This window comes from Polaromonas sp. (assembly GCF_035638815.1).
Taxonomy (GTDB): domain Bacteria; phylum Pseudomonadota; class Gammaproteobacteria; order Burkholderiales; family Burkholderiaceae_C; genus Polaromonas.
Genome location: NZ_DASQZG010000020.1, coordinates 1 through 26,179, shown reverse-complemented (window position 1 = coordinate 26,179; position 26,179 = coordinate 1). Strand labels below are relative to the sequence as shown.

The window sequence follows — 26,179 nt, the reverse complement described above, 5'->3', positions numbered from 1 at the left end:
ATGACTACCGAAAAAATTGACAACGTCAGCGTTACCACCCAGGCCATTGTGTATTTCGACGGCAAATGCGTCAGTCACGGCATCACGTTTGCAGACGGCACCAAAAAATCGGTGGGTGTTGTGCTGCCGTCCACACTGACATTCAACACGGGTGCGCCCGAGATCATGGAATGCGTGGCCGGCTCCTGCGAGTACAAGCTGGCGGGCAGCGACGCCTGGGTTACATCAGCGGCTGGCGACAAATTTAACGTGCCAGGCAATTCCAGCTTTGACATCCGCGTCGGCGAGGCTTACCACTACATCTGCCACTTCGGTTGATCCGCAGAGCAACACGCTCCTTATTTCATAGCAGCTTGCGCAATAAATACAAAGGCTAGAGGCCACTACATGTCTAACACCATCCTGCAAAACATCCCCGCCGGCCAAAAGGTCGGCATCGCGTTCTCTGGCGGCCTGGACACCAGCGCCGCGCTGCTCTGGATGAAACAAAAGGGCGCCCTACCCTACGCCTACACCGCCAACCTGGGCCAACCCGACGAAGCCGATTACGACGAAATTCCCCGCAAAGCCATGGAATACGGCGCCATCAAGGCGCGCCTGATTGACTGCCGCCCACAACTCGCCGCTGAAGGCCTGGCCGCGCTGCAAGCCGGTGCCTTCCACATCACCACCGCCGGCTCCACCTACTTCAACACCACACCGCTGGGCCGCGCCGTGACCGGCACCATGCTGGTCAGCGCGATGAAGGAAGACGACGTCAACATCTGGGGCGACGGTTCGACCTTCAAGGGCAACGACATCGAGCGCTTCTACCGCTATGGCCTGCTGGTCAACCCCGCGCTGAAGATCTACAAGCCCTGGCTGGACCAGCAGTTCATCGACGAACTGGGTGGCCGTTCTGAAATGAGCGCCTTCATGACCGCCAACGGATTTGGCTACAAGATGAGCGCCGAAAAGGCCTACAGCACCGACAGCAACATGCTGGGCGCCACGCACGAGGCCAAAGACCTGGAGCACCTGAACAGTGGCATCAAGATCGTCAACCCCATCATGGGCGTGCCCTTCTGGAAGGACGACTGCGTGGTCAAGGCCGAAGAAGTGAGCGTCACCTTTGAAGAAGGCCGCCCTGTCGCGCTGAACGGCGTACACATCAACAACCTGGTGGAGTTGATCCTCAAGGCCAACGAAATTGGCGGCCGCCACGGCCTGGGCATGAGCGACCAGATCGAGAACCGCATCATCGAAGCCAAAAGCCGCGGCATCTACGAAGCCCCCGGCCTGGCGCTGCTGTTCATCGCCTATGAGCGCCTGGTTACTGGTATCCACAACGAAGACACCATCGAGCAATACCGTGACAACGGCCGCAAGCTCGGTCGCCTGCTCTACCAGGGCCGCTGGTTCGACAGCCAAGCCATCATGCTGCGCGAAACCGCCCAGCGCTGGGTGGCGAAGGCTGTGACCGGCACCGTGACGCTGGAACTGCGCCGGGGGAATGATTATTCGTTGCTGAACACCGAATCGCCGAACCTGACGTATGCGCCTGAGCGTTTGAGCATGGAAAAAGTGGAAGACGCGCCGTTTTCTCCACTGGACCGGATTGGGCAGCTGACCATGCGGAATCTGGACATCACCGACACCCGCGCGAAGCTGCAGGTTTACTCCAACGCGGGGTTGTTGGAGCTGGGTAAGGGGGATGACTTTTTGAAGCTGGGGAAGTAAGCCAGTTCAGGCGCCCCCCAAAAAACAAAGCCCGCCAAGTGAATGCTTGGCGGGCTTTGTTGTTTCACCTCTAGGGCATCGTTTGGGTATCAATTATTCGCAATGGCTAGGGTAGTTCGAACAACTAAACAGGCTTCACACAGTTGCTGTTAAGCGCTCTATGGCGACGCTCAAGCTTTCTTCAGTAGGCGAGTTAATCACTGTAAGAGGCAAGCCGAGCTCATGGCAGACATCCTGAACATGAGCCGATTCGGCCTCGGCCAATTCAGAGATAGCGAAAACGTCAGTTGCGCCTCCATCCCGCATCGCTAATCTGCAAGCGATGATGTTTGATTCTTCGGTCAGAAGAATTACACCTGTCAAATGCAACTCCCGAAACACCATCTTCTCTAGCGGAGTCAAAATTCCCAGCTCATTTCGAAGAACAAAGTGCCCATCGAGCAGGATTTTTGGATGGATCAAGCGCTTTTGACTAACGGCTCGTATCAAAGCCACTTGGTTGTCATCAAGTGCAGAAGTCTTCCTGTCAGTTCCCCACGTAGCTAGTCCCTTTTCTTCGCGGATGAGTTGACTAGCCGTAAAGTGAATGACTCCAACAGCCTTGGCAACACGCGTACCAAGAAATCCCTTCCCAACACCATGCACACCCGCCAAGAAAATGACGCTCATTTTTCTACGCCGGCGCCAAAAGTTTTTCAAGCTTTTTCAATTCCTTTGGTGTCAGGTATCGAAAGGACTGTGGAGCCGAAAAGGATTTGAAAATTTTCTCCGGCCCGATTGGCTTGCTATATACGCGAACGTTATGAAGCATGATGGCAAACCCAGTTTTCTTCGAGTCAAAGTAGGCGATCAGTTCAGCACGACTTAGCCCACCGCCATTGTCTTTCGCGATTGACCACAGCTTGGCAGGACTAGCTTCTATGGTCTCTTTCACGTCAGCCAAGGCAACGATCGCCTGTACTGGGGCAGAGGAATAAATAGCGATGGTTCCTACGGTTTGAGCGGGAACAGTCCGGCGTAGCTCAACCAGCTTGCTTCCCTCTGCAATGAGAGAAGCAAACTTGGGCTTAACAGATAGCAGGATCGCACTACCGTTTTGAGAGTCTGAGAATTCTGGAAAAAGCGTCATCGGAAATGTTTGTGATGGACTGGATCGGCCCCGACACAATGCCTTCTTGTGTGAGTGCCGAATATGGGATGGATGACTGAAAGTGACATGCAAGTCTGAAAAGCATTACTTTAGTTGGCGTTCTTGCCATCACCTCAATGTCCCTTTGACTGTAAACCGTGCGACGACTCACGATTTGCATAATGCTAGAGGCGTCTTCATGCACCTCGTATCGTTCTACGATCCCCAGTGTCGTTACGGCCTTTTCGTCACCAGTCCTGTAGAAAAGAACGATGTCACCAGGCTTCACCCGATTGGTCTGCGCTTTGCAAAGATACGCTTGCTTGATAGCATTTCCAGCAACTGAATTGCCACCAAATAATTGTCCCTGAAGTGCTAGATCTGGGAAAAGAATTTGATGATATTGAGGTTGAATGGGTACAAGAAACTTTTGCACAAAAACGTCTTTCCGATAGTGAGGAAAGTACAGCTTTGCGTAGTCGAGTGCGGGAATATCCAGATCCGGGGGTACAGACGGATGGGCTTTAACCAACATGATGTCAGTTCCATACATGCCACGCTGCTGAAAACCGAAATCAACCAACAACTCCAAGAGATAAAACTGGTCATCACTGGTGTGAACAAAAATGTTCTCGCATCGGTTTTCTGTGGCGAATCGAAATGCGGCTTTCAGAAAGAGTTCGCCGATTTTTCTTCCTCGGATTTGTTCACCAACTTTGAAGGTGCAAAGTTTCAAGGACTGTCCAGATAGCGACTCTTTTGCATCATTAATTACTTCATTCGTTTGAATCGCATAGATGCAAATTGCCTCAATTACACCTTCCTCAGTTCGGGCGATCCACGCCTTCCTGCCCGTTTGCGCTTTGTCATGAAACCACTTGTTGAAACTGCGTTCAGGCGTGTCATAACTTGAACGTAGGCTGTCAAATAGCAGAATTTCAAGTTGACTGGTGAGGCTGAACATCGGTACATCTTCGATATTCGGAAGATGGACTTCTGCTGGCTCATGTAGACGTCGAAGCCAATCCTCTGCAGTCTGAATGTTGTAGACCCGGTCGCCAAACCCAGCTAGACGGGCTTTTGTATGAATTTCTTTGTCTTCGGTAATGAGGGCATGGACAGCAGAGCATTCAAGCGCATGAAGGATGTCGTTATCACACGCATCATTCGCAGACGTTTGCGACGTATTGCGGGGACTTGACGGAGCACCTTCAAGTCTTGTGTACTGTGTAAGGCGTGCGAGTGTTCGACCGCGTCTCTGCATATCCTTATCACGCTCAATATCGGCTTGTGATGCTGGGTGATAGAGCAATTGATGCCCACCGACTCCCGCCAACCGTACGAAATTTGCAAGGCTTGGCGCGAGCACGAGCATGGAATCCTGGAGTGGTATCAGGATATTCGTGTCGAGTAGGAAGCGGAGGCGTTGAGTCACGACCGGCGGAATGCTATTGGAACAACCGCTTGTTCAGCAGTAATACCGGACGTCTGGACTTGTCGTCGGCTGATTTGATCAGCATGCTCCCCTCCCCTTTGGAATTCTTATGGCTAGACTTTACCCGAGGGGTGCTGGCTGATGGGTGCCAGTGGCGCGGATGGTGCGAAAGAATTCTTTAACCGGGTGAAGTCACATTAAAGCAATCTTTAATGCGAAACGCACGTTTGAAAGCAGGCTTGAATAGGGCAGACGGCCACAAAATCCGAAATCAGCATTTTTATAAAGACAAATCGGTCTCTAGCCCTTGCAGAATATGCGCGAGCAGCTATCAAAAACGTAGCGTTTTCGGGGCGCCGTAGAGCCAGAGGCAAACCCGCACAGGAATCTCTACCGGGCTCTTACACCACCACCGGCTCCGGCTCCAGCAGGATGCCGAACCGCTCATACACACTCGTCTGAATCGCTTTCGCTAGGGTCATGACTTCACCGCCCGTCACGGGGTGCTCTTTGCCGCCCTTGTTAACTAGCACTAATGCCTGCCGGTCGTACACGCCGGCGTTGCCTATGGTTTTTCCTTTCCAGCCGCAGGCATCAATCAGCCAGCCAGCGGCCAGCTTGACCGAGCCGTCGGCCAGGTGGTAGTGAACAATTTTGGGCTCGCGCAGGATGATGTCGGCGCATTGCTCTGGCGTGACGGTGGGGTTCTTGAAAAAACTGCCTGCGTTGCCAATCACTTTGGGATCGGGAAGCTTGGCCCGGCGGATCTCGCTGATCCACTCATAAATTTGTAGCGCGCTCGGCGCGACGGCCGGGGACTGCGCCATCTTTTTCTCAAGATCGGCGTATCCGAGCACAGGCTTCCAGGCTTTGGGCAATGCAAACCTGACTCGCGTGATGAGTGCCTTGCCCGCCAGACCAAAACCGTTGGCACCTGTGCTGCTGTGTTTAAACACCGAGTCGCGATAGCCAAATGCGCATTGCGCTGCGTCTAACGTAAAACTTTTGCCGGTCGTGAGGTCAATGGCATCCAGCGACTCAAACCGGTCTTGCAATTCCACCCCGTAGGCCCCGATGTTTTGCACCGGTGAACCGCCCACCGTGCCGGGGATGAGGGCCATGTTTTCCAGACCGGGGAAACCGTTTTGCAGGGTCCAGCGCACAACATCGTCCCAGATCTCGCCGGCACCGGCCTCCACAATCCATGCTCTGGACGTTTCGCTTACAAGTCTTTTCCCCAGAATTTCAACCTTCAGCACCACGGCCTTGACGTCACCCGTGATAACGATGTTGCTGCCACCGCCCAGAACAAATTTGGGGGCACTTTCAAGGGCTGGATCAGCCAGCACGGCTGCTACATCTTCCTCACTGGCAATGCGCACCAGCGTGAGGGCCTTGGCCATGATGCCAAAGGTGTTGGAAAACTGGAGGGGGACGTTTTTCTCGACTAACATCGCAGGATTGTCGCACCCCGACATCCCTCCACGCCCTTAGTACGCAACCCCGGAAGCCGGAAAAATCATGCCCTCTTTTGATACTGTTCTCGAAGCCGACCTGGTCAAGGTCAAAAACGCGGTGGAGAACACCGGCAAGGAAATCGGTACCCGATTCGACTTCAAAGGCACGTCTGCAGCAGTTGAGCTCAAGGACAAGGAAATCACCCTGACCGGCGACAGCGATTTCCAGATTGAGCAGATGAACGACATCCTGCGCAACAAGATGACCAAAAGCGGCGTCGACATCCGTTTTCTGGACGCAGGCAAGATCGAAAAAATCGGCGGCGACAAGGTCAAGCAGGTTGCAAAGGTGCGCAACGGTATTGAGACTGAGCAGGCCAAGAAAATATCGCAGCTCATCAAAGGCAGCAAGGTGAAGGTGCAAGCCTCCATTCAGGGTGACGCCGTGCGGGTGACAGGCGCCAAGCGCGACGACCTGCAGGCAGCCATGGCCATGATCAAGGCTGAGCTGCCGGACATGCCGCTCAGCTTCAACAATTTTCGGGACTGAGCGCATGAACATGCGGCAGGCAAAATTGTTAGCCCTGTGGCTGACAGGCCTTGCCTGCCTCACCCCGGCCGCATGGGCACAAAGCGTCGCCCTTGCCGGCATGTTGGGAAACAAGGCCTTGCTGGTCGTCAACGGCGCAGCGCCCAAATCAGTGGCGGCTGGCCAGACACACATGGATGTGAAAGTCATTTCCACCTCAGGTGACCAGGCGGTGCTGGAGCTGAATGGCAAGCGTCACACCCTGCGGGTCGGTGACGCGCCAGTCAGTGTGGGTGCTGGCGGTGGCGCGGGTGGTGGCTCGGGCAAGGGGACCCGCATCGTGTTGACGGCTGGCACGGGCGGGCATTTCATGACGCAGGGCCAGATCAATGGCAACGCGGTGCAGTTTTTGGTGGATACGGGCGCAACATCCATTTCGATGACCGCGGCGGACGCTGAGCGCCTGGGCGTGAACTACCGGACTGGTACACGAGTACAACTGAGCACCGCCAATGGCGTCATAGAGGGCTGGAGGGTGACCCTCGACTCCGTGCGCGTAGGTGACGTGGAAGTGTTTGGCGTTGCCGCTGTGGTGGCCAATCGCGAGATGCCATTCCTGTTGCTGGGCAACAGTTTTCTCACTCGCTTTCAAATGATCCGCGAAAACGACCAGCTGACGCTGATCAAAAGGTTTTAAGCCAAAAGCGGCTTTTACCCTTGTTATTCGGGCTCAGACAGCTATTGAATTAATAGCAAACTCAACTCATACCTTCTTCCTGGCGCCCAGCTTGGACTCTGTGCCCTTGAGCAGCTTCTGGATGTTTTCCTGGTGCCGATAAACCAGAAAGGCACTCATCACCACGATCGCCAACGTCAACACTTTGTCGGTGTACCAGAAGGTGCGGTCGCCAATCAGGTAATACCACGGCGCAAACAAGCCGCAGGCAATGGCAGCCAAAGATGAATAGCGCGAGAAAAATGCCACGATGATCCAGGTAGCCAGCGTGGCCAGCCCCAGCACCCAGTGCACGCCAAACAGCACGCCAGCAGCCGTAGCCACCCCCTTGCCGCCCTTGAAGCCAAAGAACACCGGGTACAAATGCCCAAGAAACGCCGCCAGTCCCACGCCGGCAAGCGTGCCATCCCCCAATCCGTAATCCTTGCCAAACCACGTGACCAGGGCCATGGGCACCCAGCCCTTGACGCCGTCCAGCAGCAAAGTCGCTGCAGCAGCGCCCTTGTTGCCGGAGCGCAGCACGTTGGTAGCACCCGGGTTCTTGCTGCCGTAGCTGCGCGGATCGCTCAGCCCCGCAAACCTGCTGACAATGACTGCGAAGGAAAGAGAGCCGATCAAATAGGCCGCCACCACCGCAAGAGCAGAATACAAATAGTCCATGGGGTCTCCGTTGTTGTAGTTTCAGTCAGCCAGCGCACAACTAACCGATATTGCGCCCAGCAGCTCCACGCAGACTTGAGGCGACAACCCAACCAAGTAGCCGCGCCTGCCCCCGTTGATGGCAATTTTCGGCAGGCTGAGGATGCTCTCCTCGATGTACACCGGCATCGCCTTGCGCGTGCCGAAAGGCGAGGTCCCGCCCACCAAGTAGCCACTGTGGCGGTTGGCGACTTCTGGCTTGCACGGCTCTACCGATTTGGCGCCAATCTGACGCGCCAGATTTTTGGTCGATACCTTGCGGTTGCCGTGCATCAAGACCAGCAGCGGTTTTGCATCCTGGTCCTGCATCACAAGGGTTTTGACCACGGAAAAAGGATCCAGCCCAAGCACCTCGGCGCTGTGTTGAGCGCCACCGTGCTCCAGGTACTCGTACGGATGCTCGGTGAAGCTCACGTTGCTCGCCCTCAGCATTTGCGTGGCTGGTGTTTCGGAGACGTGGTCCTTTTTACTCACAAAGCCGGGTCCCGCAGCTCCCACCGGATGGCATCGATTGCGCTCAGCAACTCCGGCGACAGCCGGGTTGTGAAGGCATCGATGTTTTCATTCAGCTGTGCCAGCGAAGTGACACCAATGATGGTGCTGGCAACTTTCTGATTCGTGTAGCAAAAAGCAAGGGCCAGTTGCGCGGGGCTCAAGCCATTGTCACGAGCCAGCTGGTTGTAGCGGCGGGCAGCGGTCAGTGCCTCTGGCCGACCCCAGCGCTGTCCGCGCACGGATTCATATTTGGCAATGCGGGCGTCTGCAGGAGCTTGGGGCCCCGTGATACCACTGGTGTCGTACTTGCCAGTCAGCAATCCAAAGCCCAGCGGCGAATACGCCAGCAGAGACACACCGAGCCGGTGCATGGTTTCATCCAGGCCGTTGTCTACCGTGCGGTTGATCAGGCAGTACGGGTTTTGCACCGTCGCGATTTTTGGCAGGCCATGATGCTCGGCCAGACGAACAAATTCGTGAACACCATACGGCGTTTCGTTGGACAGGCCAATGGCTCGCACCTTCCCGGCCTTCACCAGCCCACCCAGCGCCTCAAGCTGATGATGAATGCTGCTGACCGGCCTATCTTTGGCCGGGTCGTAATACATGATTCCGAAGGCTGGCACATGGCGGGCAGGCCAGTGAATCTGGTACAGGTCAATCACGTCGGTTTGCAGGCGCTTGAGGCTGTCGTCACAGGCTTGCACGATGTCCTGGGCCGTGAGGTCAGGGCTGCCATTGCGGATCCAGTTCATGCCACGCGCCGGCCCTGCAACCTTGGTGGCCACCACCAGCTTGCGACGCGCCTCCGGGCGTTTGGCAAACCAGTTGCCGATGATGGTTTCCGTGGCGCCAAAGGTTTCGGCACGAGCCGGCACCGAATACATTTCCGCAGCATCCAGAAAATTGACGCCGCACTCCAGAGAGCGATCCAGAATGGCGTGGGCATCGGCTTCGTTGACCTGTTCGCCGAAGGTCATGGTGCCGAGACAAACAGGCGTGACCTGCAGGTCGCTGCTACCGAGTTGTACTTTGTTCATGTGCTGAAAGAAAGAAAAATCAGATGCAGGTGGAGGAAAACCCTGACGCGCGAAATGGCGGTCAAAGCGTTAGTTTAGGGGCTGCAGCGCCGCCGTTGGCGGGCAAACTTTCGGGAATTTGCCTTACACGTTAAAAAAGGTTGCCGACCTACGATTCATCTACAAGAGCTTCCAGCAAAAAAGCTTGTTGCTTCCCCGTATTAACAACTCCCAGGAGATATCCATGAAACTAGCATTCACATCCCTCGCCGCCGCTGCCCTCATTCTGAGCGGCTGCGCCAACATGACTGAAACACAATCGGGCACTGCAAAGGGTGCCGGCATCGGCGCTGTTGCTGGTGCTGTGATCGGCGCTGCAACTGGCGGCTCCAAAGGCGCCGCAACCGGGGCTGTTCTCGGTGGTGCAGTGGGCGCCGGTGGTGGATACCTCTGGTCGCAGCGCATGCAGCAGCAAAAAGCTGCCATGGAGCAGGCCACCGTGGGTACCGGCGTGGCTGTGAGCCAGACCGCCGACAACCGCCTGAAGCTTGACATCCCTGCAGACATTTCGTTTGCAACTGGCCGCTCGGACATCAACTCCAGCTTCGCACCGATTCTCAATCAGTTCGCTTCGAGCCTGAACCAGAACCCGGTCACCACGGTCACCATCGTGGGTCACACTGACAACGTCGGTACCGATGCGACCAACAACCCGCTGTCCATGGACCGCGCCAACAGCACACGCAATTACCTGACCTCACGCGGCGTTGCCAACAACCGCATCATCACGGACGGCCGTGGCGAGCGTGAGCCTATTGCGGACAACGGTACTGCTGATGGCCGTTCGAAAAACCGTCGCGTTGAAATTTACGTAGCTGAGCCCGTCCAGGCTGCTGCACGTCAATAATCCCGCAGCCTATCTAAAAAACCTCCTCTTCAGGAGGTTTTTTTTTGCCTCTTTTCTTTTTATGCGACCATTGACTTCATTTGCGTTCTCCACGCCTGAAAACCACCGGCAGAAAGCTCGACCATGCGCCTTTCGGAATTCCTCCGCACACAAACAAAAGAGATCCTGGAAGCCTGGGATGAGTTTGCCGCGACTGTCGAACACACCGGTACCGAACTGGACAAACAGGAGCTCAGGGACCATGCGGCCGAGATATTGCAAACCATTGCCGAGGATCTGGACCGCCCTCAAACCGAAGATGAACAGGTAGACAAATCCAAAGGGCTGAGTGACAGCACCTCCGAGGGCGAAGATACCGCCGCCCAGACGCACGCTGACATCAGGATGATCTCCGGCTTTGCCGTGGATGCCATGATTACCGAGTACCGGGCCTTGCGGTCAAGCGTGGTCCGTCTCTGGTTGAAAGCCAGCGGCGAATCTGGCCATGCGCGCGATGTGATCGACCTGACCCGCTTCAATGAGGCAATTGATCAGGCCATTGCCGAGTCGGTGGGCCGCTACACCGAACAGACCAAACGATCGACCGACCTTTTTATCGGCATTCTGGGGCACGACATCCGGAACCCGCTGGGCACCATCTCCATGTCGGCGCAGTACCTTGTCCGGTCGGGCCAGCTGACGGCTGCAGCCGCCGAACCCATCATCAATAGCGTGGTGCGTATCAACAGCGTGATAGAACAAGTGGTTGACTTCACACGGGGGCAGGCGGAAGGGGTCATGCCCATCCATCCCAAACCCGGCAACCTGGTGAGTCAGTTCTTCAAGGTGGTTGAAGAAACTCAGGTGCGCCACCCGAATGTTCCGGTGCGACTGGACAGCACAGGCAACTTTGATGGATCATGGGACGAAGGCCGCATGGGACAGCTGCTTTCCAATCTGCTGGGCAACGCGATCTCCTACGGTGCCAGCAACGAGCCGGTAACCGTGTACATGTGGGAAAACCGCGAAGAAGTGTTCTTCTCGGTGCACAACACCGGAAACCCCATCCCGCCGCAGGAGCAGGAGCGTATCTTCAAGCCTCTGGCCCGGGGCGCGGGCAATGGGGGCGGGGAGCGACGGGAGCCGGATGGTCTGGGCCTTGGCCTCTATATCTGCAAGGAAATTGTGCGTGCCCATGGCGGCACCATGGGGGTTGAGTCGGCCCCAGGATCGGGCACCACATTCAATGTGAAACTGCCACGCAGACCAGCACCCGTCAACCCGCTCTGACTCCGCCTCTAACCCGAGCCTGAACACCTGCCTCAAGCATTGGCAAGACGAAAGCGCTCCTCTTCCTGTAGCTTAAGCACACGCCGCTGCACTTTGCCCGTGGTGGTCATGGGCAATGCGTCAATAAACTCGATCTCCTTGGGGTACTCGTACGGCGCCAGCAGGCCCTTTACATGCGCCTGCAGCTGTGCCACAAGTTCTGCATCAAATTGGCCTTGCGCCCTTTCATTACGGGCGCGTTTAGCTATGAAATCAGGAGCAAGTACAACGTAGGCCTTGACCACTGCGCCGCGCTCGCGGTCGGGTTTGGGCACCACGGCCGCATTGGCCACGGCCGGATGTTTGACCAGGCAGTTTTCAATTTCACCGGGGCCAATGCGATACCCCGCGGCTTTGAACACGTCGTCTGCCCGGCCCTCATACCAGAGATAACCGTCGTGATCGCGGCTGGCCATGTCACCCGTGCGGCACCAGTCACCGGTAAATTTCCCCCGCGTGGCGGCTTCCTTCTTCCAGTAACCCAGAAAAAAGATCGGGTCAGGGTCGCCGTGAATGTCAAAGCGGTTGACTGCCACATCCCCAGGCACGCCCACCGCGCATTCGCGGCCTTCGTCGTCGATCACCGCCACGCGGTGTCCCGGGTAGCCCTTGCCCATGCTGCCCGGTCGTGCTGGCCAGAGGGCGGAGCAGTTGCCAACGACATAGTTGATCTCGGTCTGCCCGAACATCTCGTTCACGATCACACCGAGCTCGTCCCGGCAGTAGGCAAACACGGCGTCGCCAACAGCCTCGCCAGCACTCATCATGGCCTGCAGCTTGAGTTTGAAATGTTTTCGCGGATGCGGATAGGCCTTCATCATGGCCTTGAGCGCCGTGGGAAACAGGAAGGTGTGTGTCACACCCTGCGTAGCCATCAGGTCAAACGCGGTCTCCGGGCTGAAGCGCCCGTTGAAAGCCACAATGGGCCTGCCGAAATACAACGCAGGAAGCAGCGCATCCATCAAGCCGCCGGTCCACGCCCAGTCTGCGGGGGACCAAAACACGGCCTCGGATTTGGCATTGGTTTTGCCGTCAAAACCAAACCAGTTCTGGCTACACACAAACCCGGGCAAATTGCCGATCAGGGCCCGATGCGCCAGGAGCGCCCCCTTGGGCGGGCCCGTGGTACCGCTGGTGTAAATCAAAATTGCTGCGTCATCTGCCTTGGTTTGAACTGCCGTAAAAGCACGCTGTTCCGCCGCCAGTGCCGTGTCGTAATCAACATCACCCTGCCCCGCTGCGCCGCCCGCCGCAATGACGGTACGCAGCGCCGGGCAGCTCTTGCGGATGGCTTTGAGGCTAGCGATGGAGCTCTCGTCGCAAATGGCCAGCACGGCCTCGCTGTCCTGCAGGCGGTACTCCAGCGCCTCGGGGCCAAACAACATTGAGAGCGGCATCGCCACCGCGCCCATCTGGAAAACTGCCATGTAAGCCACCGCGGTCTCGAAGCGCTGGGGCATCACGATGGCCACACGGTCGCGGCGCTGCACACCCATCTGCACCAGCACATGGCTGAGCGCGTCAGCGGCGCGCTGCAAATCAGCATATGAATAAAAAGTGGCCTTGGCCCCGGGTTGATGGGCGCGTATTGCTACTCTTTTTGTAGCGCCTTGACGCTCAGGCTTGGCCCAGCGCCTGCAACAGACCTCGGCAATGTTGAAGTACTCGTCCACCTGCCAGCGAAAGCCGCGATGCATGGCGGCGCAGTTGTCGCCCTGCAGGGCGGCGAGCTTGTCCCTGTCTTGACTGCGTTTCAACTCAAGTCTCCTTATGATGAAGCCCAATGTACAAAGAAAAACGCCCTCCCCGTAGCGAGTTTGTCCCCATACGCGGCATTGATTACCACACGCTTTGCTGGGGAGAAGCTAACAGTACGCTGACGCCGCTGGTCCTGGTGCACGGCTGGATGGACGTGGCAGCGTCATACCAGTTTGTGGTTGATGCCCTGTCAGAAGCATTTGTCGCCGGTCGCCGCATCATCGCGCCCGACTGGCGCGGCTATGGAAAAACCGGCGCTAACGGCGCGGACAACTTCTGGTTTCCTGACTACCTGGCAGACCTTGATTTTTTACTCGATCATTACGCCCAGGGACAGCCGGTTGACCTTGTTGGCCACAGCATGGGCGGAAACGTTGCCATGTTGTACGCAGGTGTACGGCCCGAGCGCATCCGCAAACTCGTCAATCTGGAGGGGTTTGGCCTGCCGGCCAGCCGGCCCAGCCAGGCACCGGAACGATTTGCCAAATGGATGGATGAGCTCAAAAGCCTGCACCAAGGTGAGCTTGCACTCAAACCCTACAAAGACGCCGACGGCGTTGCGCGGCGTCTGATGCGCACCAACCCCCGGCTGCCCGCGGACAAGGCTGACTGGCTGGCCCGCCAATGGGCCGCGCAGGACGCCCAGGGACAATGGAACATTCTGGGCGACGCAGCGCACAAGGTCACCAACGCGCACCTTTACCGGGTCGATGAAGTGCTGGAGATTTACCAGCGCATCACCGCGCCGACGCTGGCGGTGGAAGCGTCAGACGATTCCCTGGCCAAATGGTGGGAGGGAAAATACACCCTGGCCGAGTACCACGAGCGGCTTAAAACCGTGCCGCAGGTGAGCACGGCCGTCATAGAAGATGCGGGCCACATGCTGCACCATGACCAGCCCGAGGCCCTGGCCCGCCTGATTGAAGGGTTTTTGCAGCAGAGCGCTTGCCCGCCAGCAGCGAAGCCTGGGGCGGTTAAACCCGTCCTCAGGCCGCTTTTGTAGGAGAATGGGGCACTTTTTTTGCGCTTGGCGCGGGGAATATTCATGGCCGCACCGAGCACAGCCAACGAGGAAAACTATCGCCGCATTCTGACCGGCAGCGTCAGCTTGCCCTTGGGTGTGGGCACCTTCAGCGCCGCCGTGTTTGTGGCCCTGATTTTCTATCTGCTGTCCGCCCTGGGCGGGGTCGAGCGGACCGAGCGGGCCATCAGCAGTGCCAACCAGATTGCAAAACTGGGCGCCGACATGGAAGCCAGCATGTATGGTTTTCTGGTCACGGGCGAAGAGCCCCTGCTACGCCCTTTCGAAATTGGCAAGCCCCGTATCGCAGCCGAAACCGCCTCCCTGGCCGAACTGGTTCGTGACAACCAGCCCCAGGTGGCGCGTTTGCGCCGCATCGCGGCATTGCAGACTCAATGGAATGAGTTTGCGCAAAACATCGTCGATTTGCGGCGTAAAGACCTGGACTACCAGGCCCCGGTCAAATCGGCGGGCGGTAAAAGCCTGGCCGACGAAATACGCCAGGAATTCACCGCCTTTATCAACATCGAGGAGCGTTCACTGCAAGAGCGCAATGCGCTGGCCCGAAGCAACACGGCTTGGGGCATGGCGGGCTATCTGCTGTTCAGCCTGGGTTTAAGTGTGCTGCTGGCATTTCTGGGCCGGCGCGAGCTGCAAAGCCTGTCTGACTCATACGGAAAGGCAGAACACCAGCAAACCGCTACAGCAGTGCTGCTGGAGCAGCAGCTGTGGCTCCGTACCGGGCAAAGGCAACTGGCAGAACACACGCTGGGCCAGCACGCCCTGGAATCTCTGGGCCGCAACGTGCTGGAGTTTTTGGCGCGTTACCTGGACGTGGCTGTGGCCGCGCTGTATGTGCGGCAGGAAGGTGGCTACCTGCAGCGCGTGGCCGCCTACGGGCCGACGCAGGATGCGGCAGAGGCAGACGCCCCGGTGGACACCGCTCAAGGCCTGATAGGCCAGGCCGCGCTTGAAAACCGCGTGCTCCAACTGACCGATCTGCCAGCTACCTATCTCAAGGTCAGCTCGGGCCTGGGACAAGGATCGGTACGCAATGTGCTGGTGATTCCCGTGCACAACGACGGTGTGGTCAATGGCGTGGTTGAACTGGGCTTTTTGCGGGCCATTGCGCCGCGCGACCTTGAATTTGTCACCATGATTGCCAGCAACATCGGCAACTCCATCCACGCAGCGCTTTATCGCAAGCGTCTGGAGGATGTGCTCACCCGGTCGCAGGAGCTTAATGAAGAGCTTCAGGTCCAGCAGGAAGAGTTGCGCACGACCAACGAGGAACTGGAAGAGCAGTCCCGCGTGCTCAAGGAGTATCAGGTCACGCTGGAGAACCAGCAGGCCGAGCTGGAGCAGACCAACGAACAGCTGTCCGAAACCGCGCTCACGCTGGACCATAAAAATGCGGCACTCAACCAGGCCCAGATCCTGCTGGAAGAGCGCGCGACAGAACTCAGCCGGGCCAGCCGGTACAAGTCTGAATTTCTGGCGAACATGTCGCACGAACTGCGCACGCCTCTGAACAGTTCGCTCATCCTGGCCAAGCTGCTCGCAGACAACCCACAAGGCCGCCTCAGCGAAGAAGAAGTTCGTTTTGCGCAGTCCATTTACTCGTCGGGCAATGACCTCCTCAGCCTGATCAACGACATTCTGGATATCTCCAAGGTTGAGGCCGGAAAGCTGGAACTGTCTCCTGAGGACGTGGTTCTGGGCAGGCTGGTTGAATCGCTCAAGAACACGTTTGAACCGCTGGCAGGACAGAAAAAACTGGTCTTTAACATCGCCGTCGATCCAGGCACGCCGGCCACTCTTAAAACGGACCGCCAGCGCGTTGAGCAAATCCTGAAAAACCTGCTCTCCAACGCGATCAAATTCACCGATGCTGGTGAGGTGAGCCTGCAGGTTTCGCTGCAGCCGAAGGGCGTTATTGCCTTCACCGTTCGCGACTCCGGCATTGGCATACGCGCTGACCAGCAGCAACTTATTTTTGATGCCTTCCGCCAGGCCGATGGGACCACCAGCCGGCGTCATGGCGGGACTGGTCTGGGACTGTCGATCTCACGCGACCTGACCTCCCTGCTGGGCGGCTCCATCACGGTGGACAGCGGCGAAGGCAAGGGCAGCACCTTCACCCTGATGCTGCCCTGCGAATGGAAGCCGGCACCGGCGCCTGCATCCGATGTGCGCTCCGGCCCCCGCGCGCCGGGGCGTCTGCGCAGCTCGGCGCCGCTGATGTCCGCGGCCCGCCTGCAAGCGCCTTCCTTGCTGCCGACTACTGTGCCGGTCGCGACCTTTACCGATGACCGCAATCTGACGGGCGGCGGTCGCCTGGCGCTGGTGATTGAAGATGACGTTATTTACGCGCGCATTCTTTACGACCTGGCGCGTGAACTGAGTTACAACTGCCTGGTCGCTCACGGTGCCGAAGACGGGGTCTCCCTGGCCCGGCAATTTTTGCCGAACGCTATCGTGCTCGACATGGGGCTGCCAGACGCTCCGGGGATGACGGTGCTGCGCAGACTCAAGGAAGATCCGAAGACGCGTCATATTCCGGTGCACATCGTCTCAAACGATGACCTCAGCGAAGAAGCGCTGCTGATGGGCGCTATTGGTTACGCCCTCAAACCAACCACGCGCGAAGAGCTCAAGGATGTGTTCAACAAACTGAGCGACAAGCTCAACCAGAAGATCAAACGGGTGCTGGTGGTTGAAGGCGACGCCCTGCAGCGCGCCAGTGTGGCGCAACTGATCGGCGATGACGACATCGAGATTGCCGCCGTGGCAACGGGGGCCGAGGCGATTGCGCTCCTGAAAAGCACCATCTTCGACTGCATGATCATGGACCTGAAATTTTCAGACATGCCCGGTCACGAGTTATTGCAACGCATGTCCACCGAGGACATTTCAGCCTTCCCACCAGTCATCGTTTACACCGGCCGCGACATGACCCGCGAAGAAGAAACCGAGCTGCTGAAGTATTCGCGCGCCATCATCATGAAAGGCGCCCGCTCTCCAGAGCGGCTGCTGGATGAAGTCACACTGTTTTTGCACAAGGTCGAGTCGGAGTTGTCGGCGGACCGCCAGCTCATGCTGTCCACCCTGCGCAGCCGTGACGCGGCCTTTGAATCGCGCAAGGTTTTGGTGGTGGACGACGATGCACGCAACATCTTTGCGCTGAGCAGCGCACTTGAGCAAAAAGGCATTCGCGTCGAGATTGCCCGAAACGGCTTTGAAGCCATCAGCAAGCTCGATGAAGTGAGCGATATTGACCTGGTGCTGATGGACATCATGATGCCTGGCATGGATGGCCTTGAAGCCACGCGGCGAATCCGCAAGGACCCGCGCTTTCAGAAGCTGCCCATCATTGCAGTGACTGCCAAGGCCATGAAGGATGACCAGGAACAATGCCTGAAAGCGGGCACCAGTGATTACCTGGCCAAGCCCATTGTTCTGGATCGCCTGTTTTCGCTTCTGCGTGTGTGGATGCCCAACACGGAACGCCCCTGATGCCCACAAAACCTGTCACTCCATCGCCTGCGGCTCAACTGCGTGATGCACTGGCCAATGCAGGCAAGCCGGTGCCCGTCAGCGAGCCGGACGACAGGCACTCGTACGCTGACCTGCAGGCGCTGATCAAGGCTATTTACCTCAAATACAGCTACGACTTTCGCGACTATGCGGGCGCGTCGCAGAAAAGGCGTGTGCTCAAGGCCCTCGAGCACCTTGGCTATCCGACCATCCCTGCCTTGCAAGCGGCTGTGGTGAAAGATGCAGAACTTTTCATGCGTCTGCTGCAGTTCCTCACCATCCCCGTGAGCGACATGTTTCGGGATCCTTCATTTTTTCTGGCCTTGCGGGAGCAGGTTGTGCCTGTGCTCCGCACCTACCCGTCGCTCAAAATCTGGATCGCGGGGTGTAGCACCGGCGAAGAGGTTTATTCGCTGGCCATCCTGCTCAAGGAAGAAGGTCTGCTGGACCGGTCCATGATCTACGCCACGGACATCAATCCCACGTCACTCGCAAAAGCACGGCAGGGTATTTTTTCGACCGCGAGCATCCAGGGCCACACGGCCAACTACCAGGCAGCAGGCGGCAAACAGGCGTTTTCTGATCACTACACCGCGGCGTACGACGGAGCGATTTTTGAGAAGTCGCTGCGGAATAACGTGACCTTTGCAGACCACAGCCTGGCTACCGACAGTGTGTTCTCCGAGACCCAGCTCATCCTTTGCCGCAACGTGCTGATTTATTTCAATCGAAAACTCCAGAACCGCGCCCTGGGCCTCTTTCATGAGTCACTCAGCCACCGCGGTTTTCTGGGTTTGGGGAGCAAGGAAAGCATCGACTTTTCGGCCCATGCCGCACACTTTGAAGCACTGGACCAACCCGAGCGGATCTTCCGCAAGGTCGAGGCTTCGGCTCGATGAATATTCAGCAAGCCGTCAAAAACCATCCCGTTGAAGCGGTGGTCATTGGCGCTTCCGCCGGCGGGGTGCAAGCCTTGCTGGCCTTGCTGTCGGGCTTGCCCGCCAAGTTTTCCCTGCCCATCATTGCGGTCCTGCATCTACCCAAAGAGCGTGACAGCCGGCTGGCCGATGTTTTCCAGCAAAGGCTGCCCATGACGGTGCGGGAGGCTGGAGACAAGGAAGCCATAGCTCCCTCGACCCTCTATTTCGCAGGGTCCGGCTACCACCTGTCCATCGAGATGGACCGGACTTTTTCCCTCAGCTGCGAAGAGCCGGTCAACTACTCCCGCCCCTCAATCGACATCCTGATGGAATCTGCAGCTGACGCCTACGGTGCACGGCTGGCGGGCGTGTTGCTCACGGGTGCCAATTTTGATGGCGCTGCCGGTCTGGCCCGCATCAAGCAGCGCGGCGGCATCACAGCGGTGCAGGACCCGGCAGAGGCGCAGGTTGCTACCATGCCTGAGGCGGCCATCCGTAAACTGAAACCCAATCTGATACTCCCTCTGGACGACATGCGACGGCTGCTTGTCCAACTTGATCAAAACCATGCGCACACCTGACGCTGTAAAAATCCTCATCGTCGACGATCTGCCAGACAACCTGCTGGCGCTCAACGCACTGATACGCCAGGACGACCGGGAAATTTTCCAGGCCAGCTCGGGCGAGGAAGCGCTGGACCTGTTGTTGACCCACGACTTTGCCCTGGCTATTCTGGACGTTCAGATGCCGGGCATGAACGGCTTTGAACTGGCCGAGCTGATGCGCAGTACCGGCAAAACACGCCAGATACCCACCATTTTTGTTACCGCGGCCGGCAAGGAACAGGACTACGCCTTCAAGGGCTACGGGGTCGGCGCGGTCGACTTTTTATACAAACCGCTGGATGTGGCGGCGGTGCGAAGCAAGGTCAACGTGTTTGTAGAGCTGTATTGCCAGCGCCGCGAAACCCAGCGGCAAGTTCTTGCGCTTGAAAAAAGCCAGCAGGAGCAGCAAGCCCTGCTCACCCAGCTACGGGCAACCCAGCTTGAACTGGAGCAGGCCCTGCGTCTGCGCGATGACTTCATGTCCTTGGCCGCGCATGAGTTGCGCACGCCGCTCAACACCCTGTTTCTGGAAACGCAGTTGCGCAAGATGCAGCTCAAGCGTGGGCAGGCGGAAATTTTCGACGAGGCTTACCTGCAAGCCATGGTCGACAAAGACCAGCGACAAATCCAGAGCATGGTGCGGCTGATTGACGACATGCTGGACGCCTCGCGCATCCGCAGCAACCGCCTGTCCATTCGCCCAGTGACGGTGGAGCTGTCTGCTTTGCTGGCGCGGGTAGTGGACACGCTGTCCAACCAGGCCATTGATGCCGACACCACCATCACCCTGAACGCCCCCGTGCCCGTTACCGGCATGCTGGATGAGTTCAGGATCGAGCAGGTGGTGATCAATCTGCTGACCAACGCCCTGCGTTATGGCCGCGCCAAACCGGTGGAAGTCACCCTGCAGGCGTTGCCCGACCACGCGCTGATTGAAGTGCGCGACCACGGCATGGGCATCCCTGAGGAAGACCAGCGACGCATTTTTGAACAATTCGAGCGGGTCACGGGCAATGACGGCACCGGCGGGCTGGGCCTGGGCCTGTACATCACGCGCCAGTTGGTAGAGGCGCATGGCGGCCTCATCAGCGTCAAAAGCGAGCCGGGCCAGGGCACCATTTTCCGGGTGACCTTGCCGCTGAACACGGTCTGCGACACCACGGACTGACCGGGCCTGCGACCAGCGTCGCAGTTTGCTCTGTTTTTCATAGCAGCTTGCGCCCGTCACGTATGGGCAAACAGGCTCTTTTTCTTAAATAACGCCCGGCTGATCCCATATTTACGTTCTGTAGCGCGCAAGCGCCCCCGCGGGCGCTGCCGCCCTTCACCGGGCATGAGAAAATGTCGGATTGAACCCCAGACCACACACAGGATTTCCCATGGAAGCAGAACGCATCAACACCATCGCCAACCAGCTCGCTGACCTGAGCAACCGGGTCAACGAGCTCAGGGGGTATCTTTGACTACCCTGCCAAAGAACGTAAATTAAACGAAGTCAACGCCGCGCTGGAAGACCCCAAGGTTTGGGACAACCCCAAACGTGCGCAAGAACTCGGCAAGGAAAAGAAGTCGCTGGAAGACGTGGTCCATGTGATTGACCGCCTCAGTGCCGAACTCGCTGACAACACCGAGCTCTTTGAGATGTCCAAGGGCGAAGGTGACATTGCCGGCATGACCTCCATCGAAGCTGAAGCCGCCAACGTGGCCACAGAAGTCGAGAAGATGGAATTTCGCCGGATGTTCAATAACCCGGCCGACCCGCTCAATGCATTCCTCGACATTCAGGCCGGTGCCGGCGGAACCGAGGCCTGCGACTGGGCCAGCATGCTGCTGCGCCAGTACCTCAAGTACGCCGAGCGCAAGGGTTTCAAAACCCAGATCGAAGACGAAACCGCTGGTGACACTGCCGGCATCAAGGGCGCGACCATCAAGGTCGAGGGCGAATATGCCTTTGGGCTGCTGCGCACGGAGACCGGTGTGCATCGCCTGGTGCGCAAGTCGCCGTTTGATTCGTCAGGCGGGCGTCACACCTCGTTTGCGTCGGTATTTGTGTACCCCGAGATTGATGACTCGATCGAGATCGACATCAATCCGTCGGACGTGCGCACAGACACCTTCCGGGCCAGCGGCGCCGGCGGCCAGCACATCAACAAGACCGACTCGGCCGTGCGCCTGACGCACATTCCCACCGGCATTGTGGTGCAGTGCCAGGACGGCCGCAGCCAGCACAGTAACCGCGACGTGGCGTGGAAGCGCCTGCGCTCCCGCCTGTACGACTTTGAACTGCGCAAGCAACAGGAAGCTCAGCAAAAGCTGGAGGACACCAAGACCGACGTGGGCTGGGGCCACCAGATCCGCAGCTACGTGCTGGACAACAGCCGCATCAAGGACTTGCGCACCAACTACGAGACCTCGGCCACACAAAAAGTGCTGGACGGCGATCTCGATCAATTTATTGAAGCGTCACTCAAGCAGGGCGTATGAACTTAACAAACGTCTAAGGAACCCCATGCTGCTATTGCGTGACGGACAAGCACCCTCCACGGCCATCCACCGTGCCGACTACCTCGCACCCGCTTACTGGATCGACACTGTCCATCTGAGTTTTGATCTGGACCCGGCCAAAACACGCGTGCTTAACAAAATGACGCTGCGCCGTAACGCCGACGTGCCCGCGCAACCCCTCAAGCTGGACGGCGAAGAACTCAACCTTGCACGCGTGCTGGTCAACGGCCAGGGTACGTCTTTCCGCATGGAAGGCGAGCAGCTGGTGCTGGACAACCTGCCCGACGCTTTTGAGCTGGAGATTTTCACCACCTGTGCGCCGGTGAAAAACACCAAGCTCATGGGCCTGTACGTCAGCAACGACTCCTTCTTCACGCAGTGCGAAGCTGAGGGATTCCGGCGCATCACTTATTTTCTGGACCGCCCTGATGTGATGGCCAGTTATACCGTCACGCTGCGTGCCGACAAGACCAAGTACCCGGTGCTGCTGTCCAACGGCAACCTGGTGGAGCAAGGTGATCTGGACGATGGCCGTCACTTTGCCAAATGGGTCGATCCGCACAAAAAGCCGGCCTACCTGTTTGCATTGGTGGCGGGCCAGCTGGTGGCGCGCGAGCAGCGCATTACCTCGCGCGCCGGCAAAGATCATTTGCTACAGGTCTATGTGCGGCCCGGCGACCTGGACAAAACTGAACATGCGATGAACTCGCTGATGTATTCAGTGGCGTGGGACGAAGCCCGCTTCGGCCTCGGCCTGGACCTGGAGCGTTTCATGATTGTTGCCACCAGCGACTTCAACATGGGCGCAATGGAAAACAAGGGCTTGAACATCTTCAATACGAAGTACGTGTTGGCGAATCAGGCCACGGCGACGGACACCGACTATTCCAACATTGAAAGCGTGGTCGGCCACGAGTACTTTCACAACTGGACCGGTAATCGCATCACCTGCCGCGACTGGTTCCAGCTCAGCCTGAAAGAAGGTCTGACGGTTTTCCGCGATCAGGAGTTTTCACAAGACCTGTGCGGTGAGGCCTCGGCCCGCGCCGTCAAACGTATTGAAGACGTGCGTGTGCTGCGCACCGCGCAGTTTCCTGAAGACGCCGGCCCCATGGCGCACCCCGTGCGGCCTGATAGCTACATCGAGATCAGCAATTTCTACACCGTCACCATCTACGAAAAAGGCGCTGAAGTTGTCCGCATGATGCAGACCCTCGTCGGCAACGGCGCGTCTGATCCTTTGGGTCGCGATGGCTTTGCCAGGGGCATGGCGCTTTACTTTGAGCGGCACGACGGACAAGCCGTAACCTGCGACGACTTTGCGCAGGCCATCGCCGACGCCAACCCGGCCTCTGACCTGGCGCGGCTGTTGCCCCAATTCAAGCGCTGGTACAGCCAAGCAGGCACGCCGCGCCTGCATGGCGTGGGGGTGTATGACGCTGCTGCCCGCACTTACACCCTGACGTTGAATCAAAGCTGCGCGGCAACACCGGGCCAGCCCGACAAACATCCTTTTGTGATTCCCGTGGGACTGGGACTGGTTGGACCCGACGGAGGCGACCTTGCGTTGCAGCTCTCTGGCGAGACTGCCCCTGCCCATGGGCCGCGCACCTTCGTGATTACCGAGGCCAGCGAAACCCTGCAGTTTGTCAACGTTGATGCCGAGCCGGTGCCGTCGATACTGCGTGGTTTCAGCGCGCCCGTGGTGCTTGAGTTTGACTACAGCGACGCGCAGCTTCTGCACTTGCTGGCGCACGACAGCGATCCCTTCAACCGCTGGGAGGCCGGACAAAGGCTGGCGGTGCGACTTGCTATCAAATCAATAGCTTGTGACGCCCATGAAACAAGGGCAAACCCTCTGGACGATGCCTACATTGAAGCCATGCGAAGCGTGCTGCGCCATCCCGTGCTTGATGCCGCGTTCAAGGACCTGGTGCTGACCTTGCCGTCCGAGACGTATCTGGCCGAGCAGCTTGACGTGGTTGATCCGCAGCGCATCCACGCGGTGCGTGAGGCCATGCGTCAGCAGCTCGCCGTTGCGCTGCAGGCGGACTGGGCGAGCGTATACGAGGCCAATCATGAAAACGGCGCCTACACGCCCGATCCCTTGTCCTCAGGCCGCCGTGCGCTTGCGGGCATGGCACTCACCCACCTGTGCCTGGCAGCCGTCGCGTCTGGCGACAAAGTTTGGCCCGGCAAAACATTACAGCGCTTCAAAGACGCCGGCAACATGACCGACCGCTTCAACGCCCTCGCCGCCCTGGTCTCCAGCGGCCACCCCCTGGCCGCTGAGGCGCTGCCCCGCTTTCACGCCATGTTCAAGGACGAGGCACTGGTCATCGACAAATGGATGGGCCTGCAATCCGGCGCGCCCGACCGCGGTGGCAACGTGTTGCCAGCGGTGCGCCAGCTCATGAAGCATCCCGACTTCAGTCTGCGCAACCCCAATCGCGCACGCAGCGTGGTCAGCACCTTCTGCCAGGGAAACCCGGCGGCCTTTCACCGCGCTGATGCGGCCGGTTATGTCTTCTGGAGCGAGCGTGTCATGGAGCTCGACGCCATCAACCCACAAGTGGCCGCGCGACTGGCCAGAGCCCTGGACCGCTGGAAGAAACTGGCAGAACCCTACCGCAGCGCAGCGCGCGAAGCCATCGCACGAGTTGCTGCCAAACCTGATTTAAGCAAAGACACACTTGAGGTCATCACACGTGCGCTGGCCGACTGACAAGCGGATGTCATCCCGGACTCGATCCGGGATCCATGCATGCGCACTACGCCGCGGCATCTGGGCAATGACACACGAGACACTTAAACTAACCGCGGATCCCGAATCAACCCCGGGATGACAACCCCCCAGGAACCCCATGTCCCAAAAAATATCCCTCACCCGCTACCTCGTTGAACAGCAACGCATGGAGGGTCACATCCCTTCGCAGCTGCGTCTGCTGCTTGAGGTGGTAGCCCGTGCCTGCAAAAGCATCAGCCAGGCCGTCAACAAAGGCGCGCTCGGCAGCGTGATGGGCAGCGCCGAAAGTGAAAACGTTCAGGGTGAAATCCAGAAGAAGCTGGACATCATCGCCAACGAAGTCCTGATCGAAGCCAATGAATGGGGCGGCCACCTGGCTGGCATGGCCAGCGAAGAGATGGACAGCATTTACGTGGTGCCCAACCGCTACCCCCAGGGCGAATACCTGCTGCTGTTTGATCCCCTAGATGGTTCGAGCAACATCGACATCAACGTCAGCATCGGCACCATCTTCAGCGTGCTGAAAATGCCGGAAGACGACCGCGGTGTCGACGAAGCCGATTTTTTGCAGGCCGGTAACAAACAGGTGGCAGCGGGCTACTGCATCTACGGCCCGCAGACCACACTGGTGCTGACCGTGGGCGACGGCGTGGCCATGTTCACCCTGGACCGCGAGCAAGGCTCGTTTGTGCTGATCGAAGAAAACGTGAAGATCCCGGAAGACACGCAGGAGTTCGCCATCAACATGAGCAACATGCGGCACTGGGACGAGCCGGTCAAGCGCTACATCGACGAATGCCTCCAAGGCAAGGACGGCCCGCGCGGCAAAGACTTCAACATGCGCTGGATTGCAGCCATGGTGGCCGACGTGCACCGCATCCTGTGCCGCGGCGGCATCTTCATGTACCCCTGGGACAAGCGTGAACCCGACAAAGCCGGCAAGCTGCGCCTCATGTACGAAGCCAACCCTATGAGCTGGCTGGTCGAGCAAGCTGGCGGCGTGGCCACCAACGGCCACCAGCGCATCCTCGACATCCAACCCGGCAAATTGCACGAGCGCGTCAGCGTGATTCTGGGCTCGAAGAACGAGGTCGAGAGGGTCACCGCGTATCACGCCAAGCTATAATTTGAGGCTCACTTTCACACCAATGCCGGTGTAGCTCAGTCGGTAGAGCAGCTCATTCGTAATGACAAAACTGCACCGCAAAAATAGCCATGCAAATCAACAAACTAATCGCGCCCTTGAGCGCGATTCTTTGTTTGTGGCACAGCCATGGCACAGTGACCATGACTCATTACGACAACGCATGATAGTTGGCACTGCCCATCACGCGCGCAACTCCCTGACCAGGGAGACTGCTCATGGCGTCCATTCGTGAACGTATTGACGCCGACGGCAAAACGAAGTGGCACGCGCAGATTCGCATCAAGGGGCATCCACCCCAAACTCAAACCTTCACGCGCAAGACCGATGCAAAAGTTTGGGCAGAGGAAACCGAACGCGCGATCAGGATGGACTTGACCCGCTTCCGTAGACACATTTCAGCTTCCAGTGCGAAGCTGCTCGAATGCCAGCGGGCTCAGAAGGTCAAGATGACTGTGCCTGCGAACTCGATTGTAGAAACCCTCGATGTAATCAAACACGTCTGACTTG

General features: G+C 58.0%; 23 protein-coding genes. 14 read left to right on the top strand and 9 right to left on the bottom strand.

All coding sequences use genetic code 11. The features are described 5' to 3' along the window. Both VE934_RS14230 and argG read left to right on the top strand, forming a co-directional pair. A complete protein-coding gene (locus VE934_RS14230) occupies positions 1-318 on the top strand; it encodes a pyrimidine/purine nucleoside phosphorylase (protein ID WP_324888609.1) in 318 nt (105 codons plus the stop codon). A 69-nt stretch (positions 319-387) separates the two neighbouring features. After that, positions 388-1,719: an argininosuccinate synthase gene (gene argG, locus VE934_RS14225; protein WP_324888607.1), complete on the top strand. Its 1,332-nt coding sequence runs from the start codon at positions 388-390 to the stop codon at positions 1,717-1,719. A gap of 135 nt (positions 1,720-1,854) precedes the next feature. On the opposite strand, the gene VE934_RS14220 is transcribed toward argG, so the two are convergent. The 4 genes from VE934_RS14220 to murB form a co-directional block, all read right to left on the bottom strand. Further along, positions 1,855-2,388 (bottom strand): ATP-binding protein, encoded by a 534-nt coding sequence (locus VE934_RS14220; protein ID WP_324888605.1) that lies wholly within the window; start codon positions 2,386-2,388, stop codon positions 1,855-1,857. Positions 2,389-2,392: 4 nt separating this feature from the next. After that, entirely contained in the window at positions 2,393-2,848 is a 456-nt protein-coding gene (locus VE934_RS14215) for a hypothetical protein (protein WP_324888603.1), read from the bottom strand. Further along, positions 2,808-4,223: a GNAT family N-acetyltransferase gene (locus tag VE934_RS14210; RefSeq protein WP_324888601.1), complete on the bottom strand. Its 1,416-nt coding sequence runs from the start codon at positions 4,221-4,223 to the stop codon at positions 2,808-2,810. Before VE934_RS14210 ends, VE934_RS14215 begins: the two co-directional genes overlap by 41 nt. A 461-nt stretch (positions 4,224-4,684) precedes the next feature. After that, positions 4,685-5,737: a UDP-N-acetylmuramate dehydrogenase gene (murB, locus tag VE934_RS14205; protein ID WP_324888599.1), complete on the bottom strand. Its 1,053-nt coding sequence runs from the start codon at positions 5,735-5,737 to the stop codon at positions 4,685-4,687. Positions 5,738-5,804: 67 nt separating this feature from the next. Between murB and VE934_RS14200 the strand changes: the two genes are divergently transcribed. Together VE934_RS14200 and VE934_RS14195 are read left to right on the top strand one after the other, a co-directional pair. Then, a complete protein-coding gene (locus VE934_RS14200; RefSeq protein WP_324888597.1) occupies positions 5,805-6,290 on the top strand; it encodes a YajQ family cyclic di-GMP-binding protein in 486 nt (161 codons plus the stop codon). A gap of 4 nt (positions 6,291-6,294) precedes the next feature. Further along, the gene (locus tag VE934_RS14195; RefSeq protein ID WP_414693853.1) at positions 6,295-6,966 is read left to right on the top strand and encodes a retropepsin-like aspartic protease family protein; all 672 of its coding nucleotides are present in this window, start codon (positions 6,295-6,297) and stop codon (positions 6,964-6,966) included. A 66-nt stretch (positions 6,967-7,032) separates the two neighbouring features. Here the strand turns inward: VE934_RS14195 and plsY are convergent, their stop codons facing one another. From plsY to VE934_RS14180, 3 genes are read right to left on the bottom strand one after another with little or no spacing between them, the layout of a single operon-like run. Further along, positions 7,033-7,665 carry a glycerol-3-phosphate 1-O-acyltransferase PlsY gene (plsY, locus tag VE934_RS14190; RefSeq protein ID WP_324888594.1) on the bottom strand — a complete coding sequence of 211 codons (633 nt, stop codon included), beginning with the start codon at positions 7,663-7,665 and terminating at the stop codon, positions 7,033-7,035. Positions 7,666-7,686: 21 nt separating this feature from the next. After that, positions 7,687-8,178: an aminoacyl-tRNA deacylase gene (locus VE934_RS14185; protein ID WP_324888593.1), complete on the bottom strand. Its 492-nt coding sequence runs from the start codon at positions 8,176-8,178 to the stop codon at positions 7,687-7,689. Continuing rightward, entirely contained in the window at positions 8,175-9,239 is a 1,065-nt protein-coding gene (locus tag VE934_RS14180; protein ID WP_324888590.1) for an aldo/keto reductase, read from the bottom strand. Before VE934_RS14180 ends, VE934_RS14185 begins: the two co-directional genes overlap by 4 nt. A gap of 223 nt (positions 9,240-9,462) precedes the next feature. Between VE934_RS14180 and VE934_RS14175 the strand changes: the two genes are divergently transcribed. Further along, positions 9,463-10,125 carry an OmpA family protein gene (locus VE934_RS14175; RefSeq protein WP_324888588.1) on the top strand — a complete coding sequence of 221 codons (663 nt, stop codon included), beginning with the start codon at positions 9,463-9,465 and terminating at the stop codon, positions 10,123-10,125. A 123-nt stretch (positions 10,126-10,248) separates the two neighbouring features. After that, positions 10,249-11,394 carry a sensor histidine kinase gene (locus tag VE934_RS14170; protein WP_324888586.1) on the top strand — a complete coding sequence of 382 codons (1,146 nt, stop codon included), beginning with the start codon at positions 10,249-10,251 and terminating at the stop codon, positions 11,392-11,394. Positions 11,395-11,426: 32 nt separating this feature from the next. Here the strand turns inward: VE934_RS14170 and VE934_RS14165 are convergent, their stop codons facing one another. Then, entirely contained in the window at positions 11,427-13,130 is a 1,704-nt protein-coding gene (locus VE934_RS14165; protein ID WP_324888689.1) for an acyl-CoA synthetase, read from the bottom strand. A gap of 86 nt (positions 13,131-13,216) precedes the next feature. On the opposite strand from VE934_RS14165, the gene VE934_RS14160 reads away from it, so the two are divergent. The 8 genes from VE934_RS14160 (at position 13,217) to VE934_RS14125 (ending at position 25,651) form a co-directional block, all read left to right on the top strand. Beyond that, a complete protein-coding gene (locus VE934_RS14160) occupies positions 13,217-14,194 on the top strand; it encodes an alpha/beta hydrolase (RefSeq protein ID WP_324888584.1) in 978 nt (325 codons plus the stop codon). A 42-nt stretch (positions 14,195-14,236) separates the two neighbouring features. Beyond that, positions 14,237-17,728 (top strand): response regulator, encoded by a 3,492-nt coding sequence (locus VE934_RS14155; protein WP_324888582.1) that lies wholly within the window; start codon positions 14,237-14,239, stop codon positions 17,726-17,728. Beyond that, positions 17,728-18,648 (top strand): protein-glutamate O-methyltransferase CheR, encoded by a 921-nt coding sequence (locus tag VE934_RS14150; protein ID WP_324888581.1) that lies wholly within the window; start codon positions 17,728-17,730, stop codon positions 18,646-18,648. The genes VE934_RS14155 and VE934_RS14150 overlap by 1 nt, the downstream gene beginning before the upstream one ends. Further along, positions 18,645-19,250 carry a chemotaxis protein CheB gene (locus VE934_RS14145; RefSeq protein ID WP_324888579.1) on the top strand — a complete coding sequence of 202 codons (606 nt, stop codon included), beginning with the start codon at positions 18,645-18,647 and terminating at the stop codon, positions 19,248-19,250. Before VE934_RS14150 ends, VE934_RS14145 begins: the two co-directional genes overlap by 4 nt. Beyond that, a complete protein-coding gene (locus VE934_RS14140; protein WP_324888577.1) occupies positions 19,237-20,442 on the top strand; it encodes a hybrid sensor histidine kinase/response regulator in 1,206 nt (401 codons plus the stop codon). The genes VE934_RS14145 and VE934_RS14140 overlap by 14 nt, the downstream gene beginning before the upstream one ends. A gap of 211 nt (positions 20,443-20,653) precedes the next feature. Then, positions 20,654-21,758, top strand: a protein-coding gene (gene prfB / locus VE934_RS14135) for a peptide chain release factor 2 (protein ID WP_324888575.1) whose coding sequence is annotated in 2 segments (ribosomal slippage) — positions 20,654-20,734 and positions 20,736-21,758 — 1,104 coding nt in all. Because the reading frame shifts where the segments join, the coding sequence is not laid out codon by codon here. A 25-nt stretch (positions 21,759-21,783) separates the two neighbouring features. Continuing rightward, entirely contained in the window at positions 21,784-24,504 is a 2,721-nt protein-coding gene (pepN, locus tag VE934_RS14130) for an aminopeptidase N (RefSeq protein ID WP_324888573.1), read from the top strand. Positions 24,505-24,643: 139 nt separating this feature from the next. After that, positions 24,644-25,651, top strand: a complete 1,008-nt coding sequence (locus tag VE934_RS14125) for a class 1 fructose-bisphosphatase (RefSeq protein WP_324888571.1) — start codon at positions 24,644-24,646, stop codon at positions 25,649-25,651. 416 nt (positions 25,652-26,067) lie between these two features. Here the strand turns inward: VE934_RS14125 and VE934_RS14120 are convergent. Next, positions 26,068-26,179, bottom strand: a 112-nt coding sequence (locus VE934_RS14120; RefSeq protein ID WP_324888687.1) for an IS3 family transposase, incomplete at its 5' end; no start/stop codon positions are given.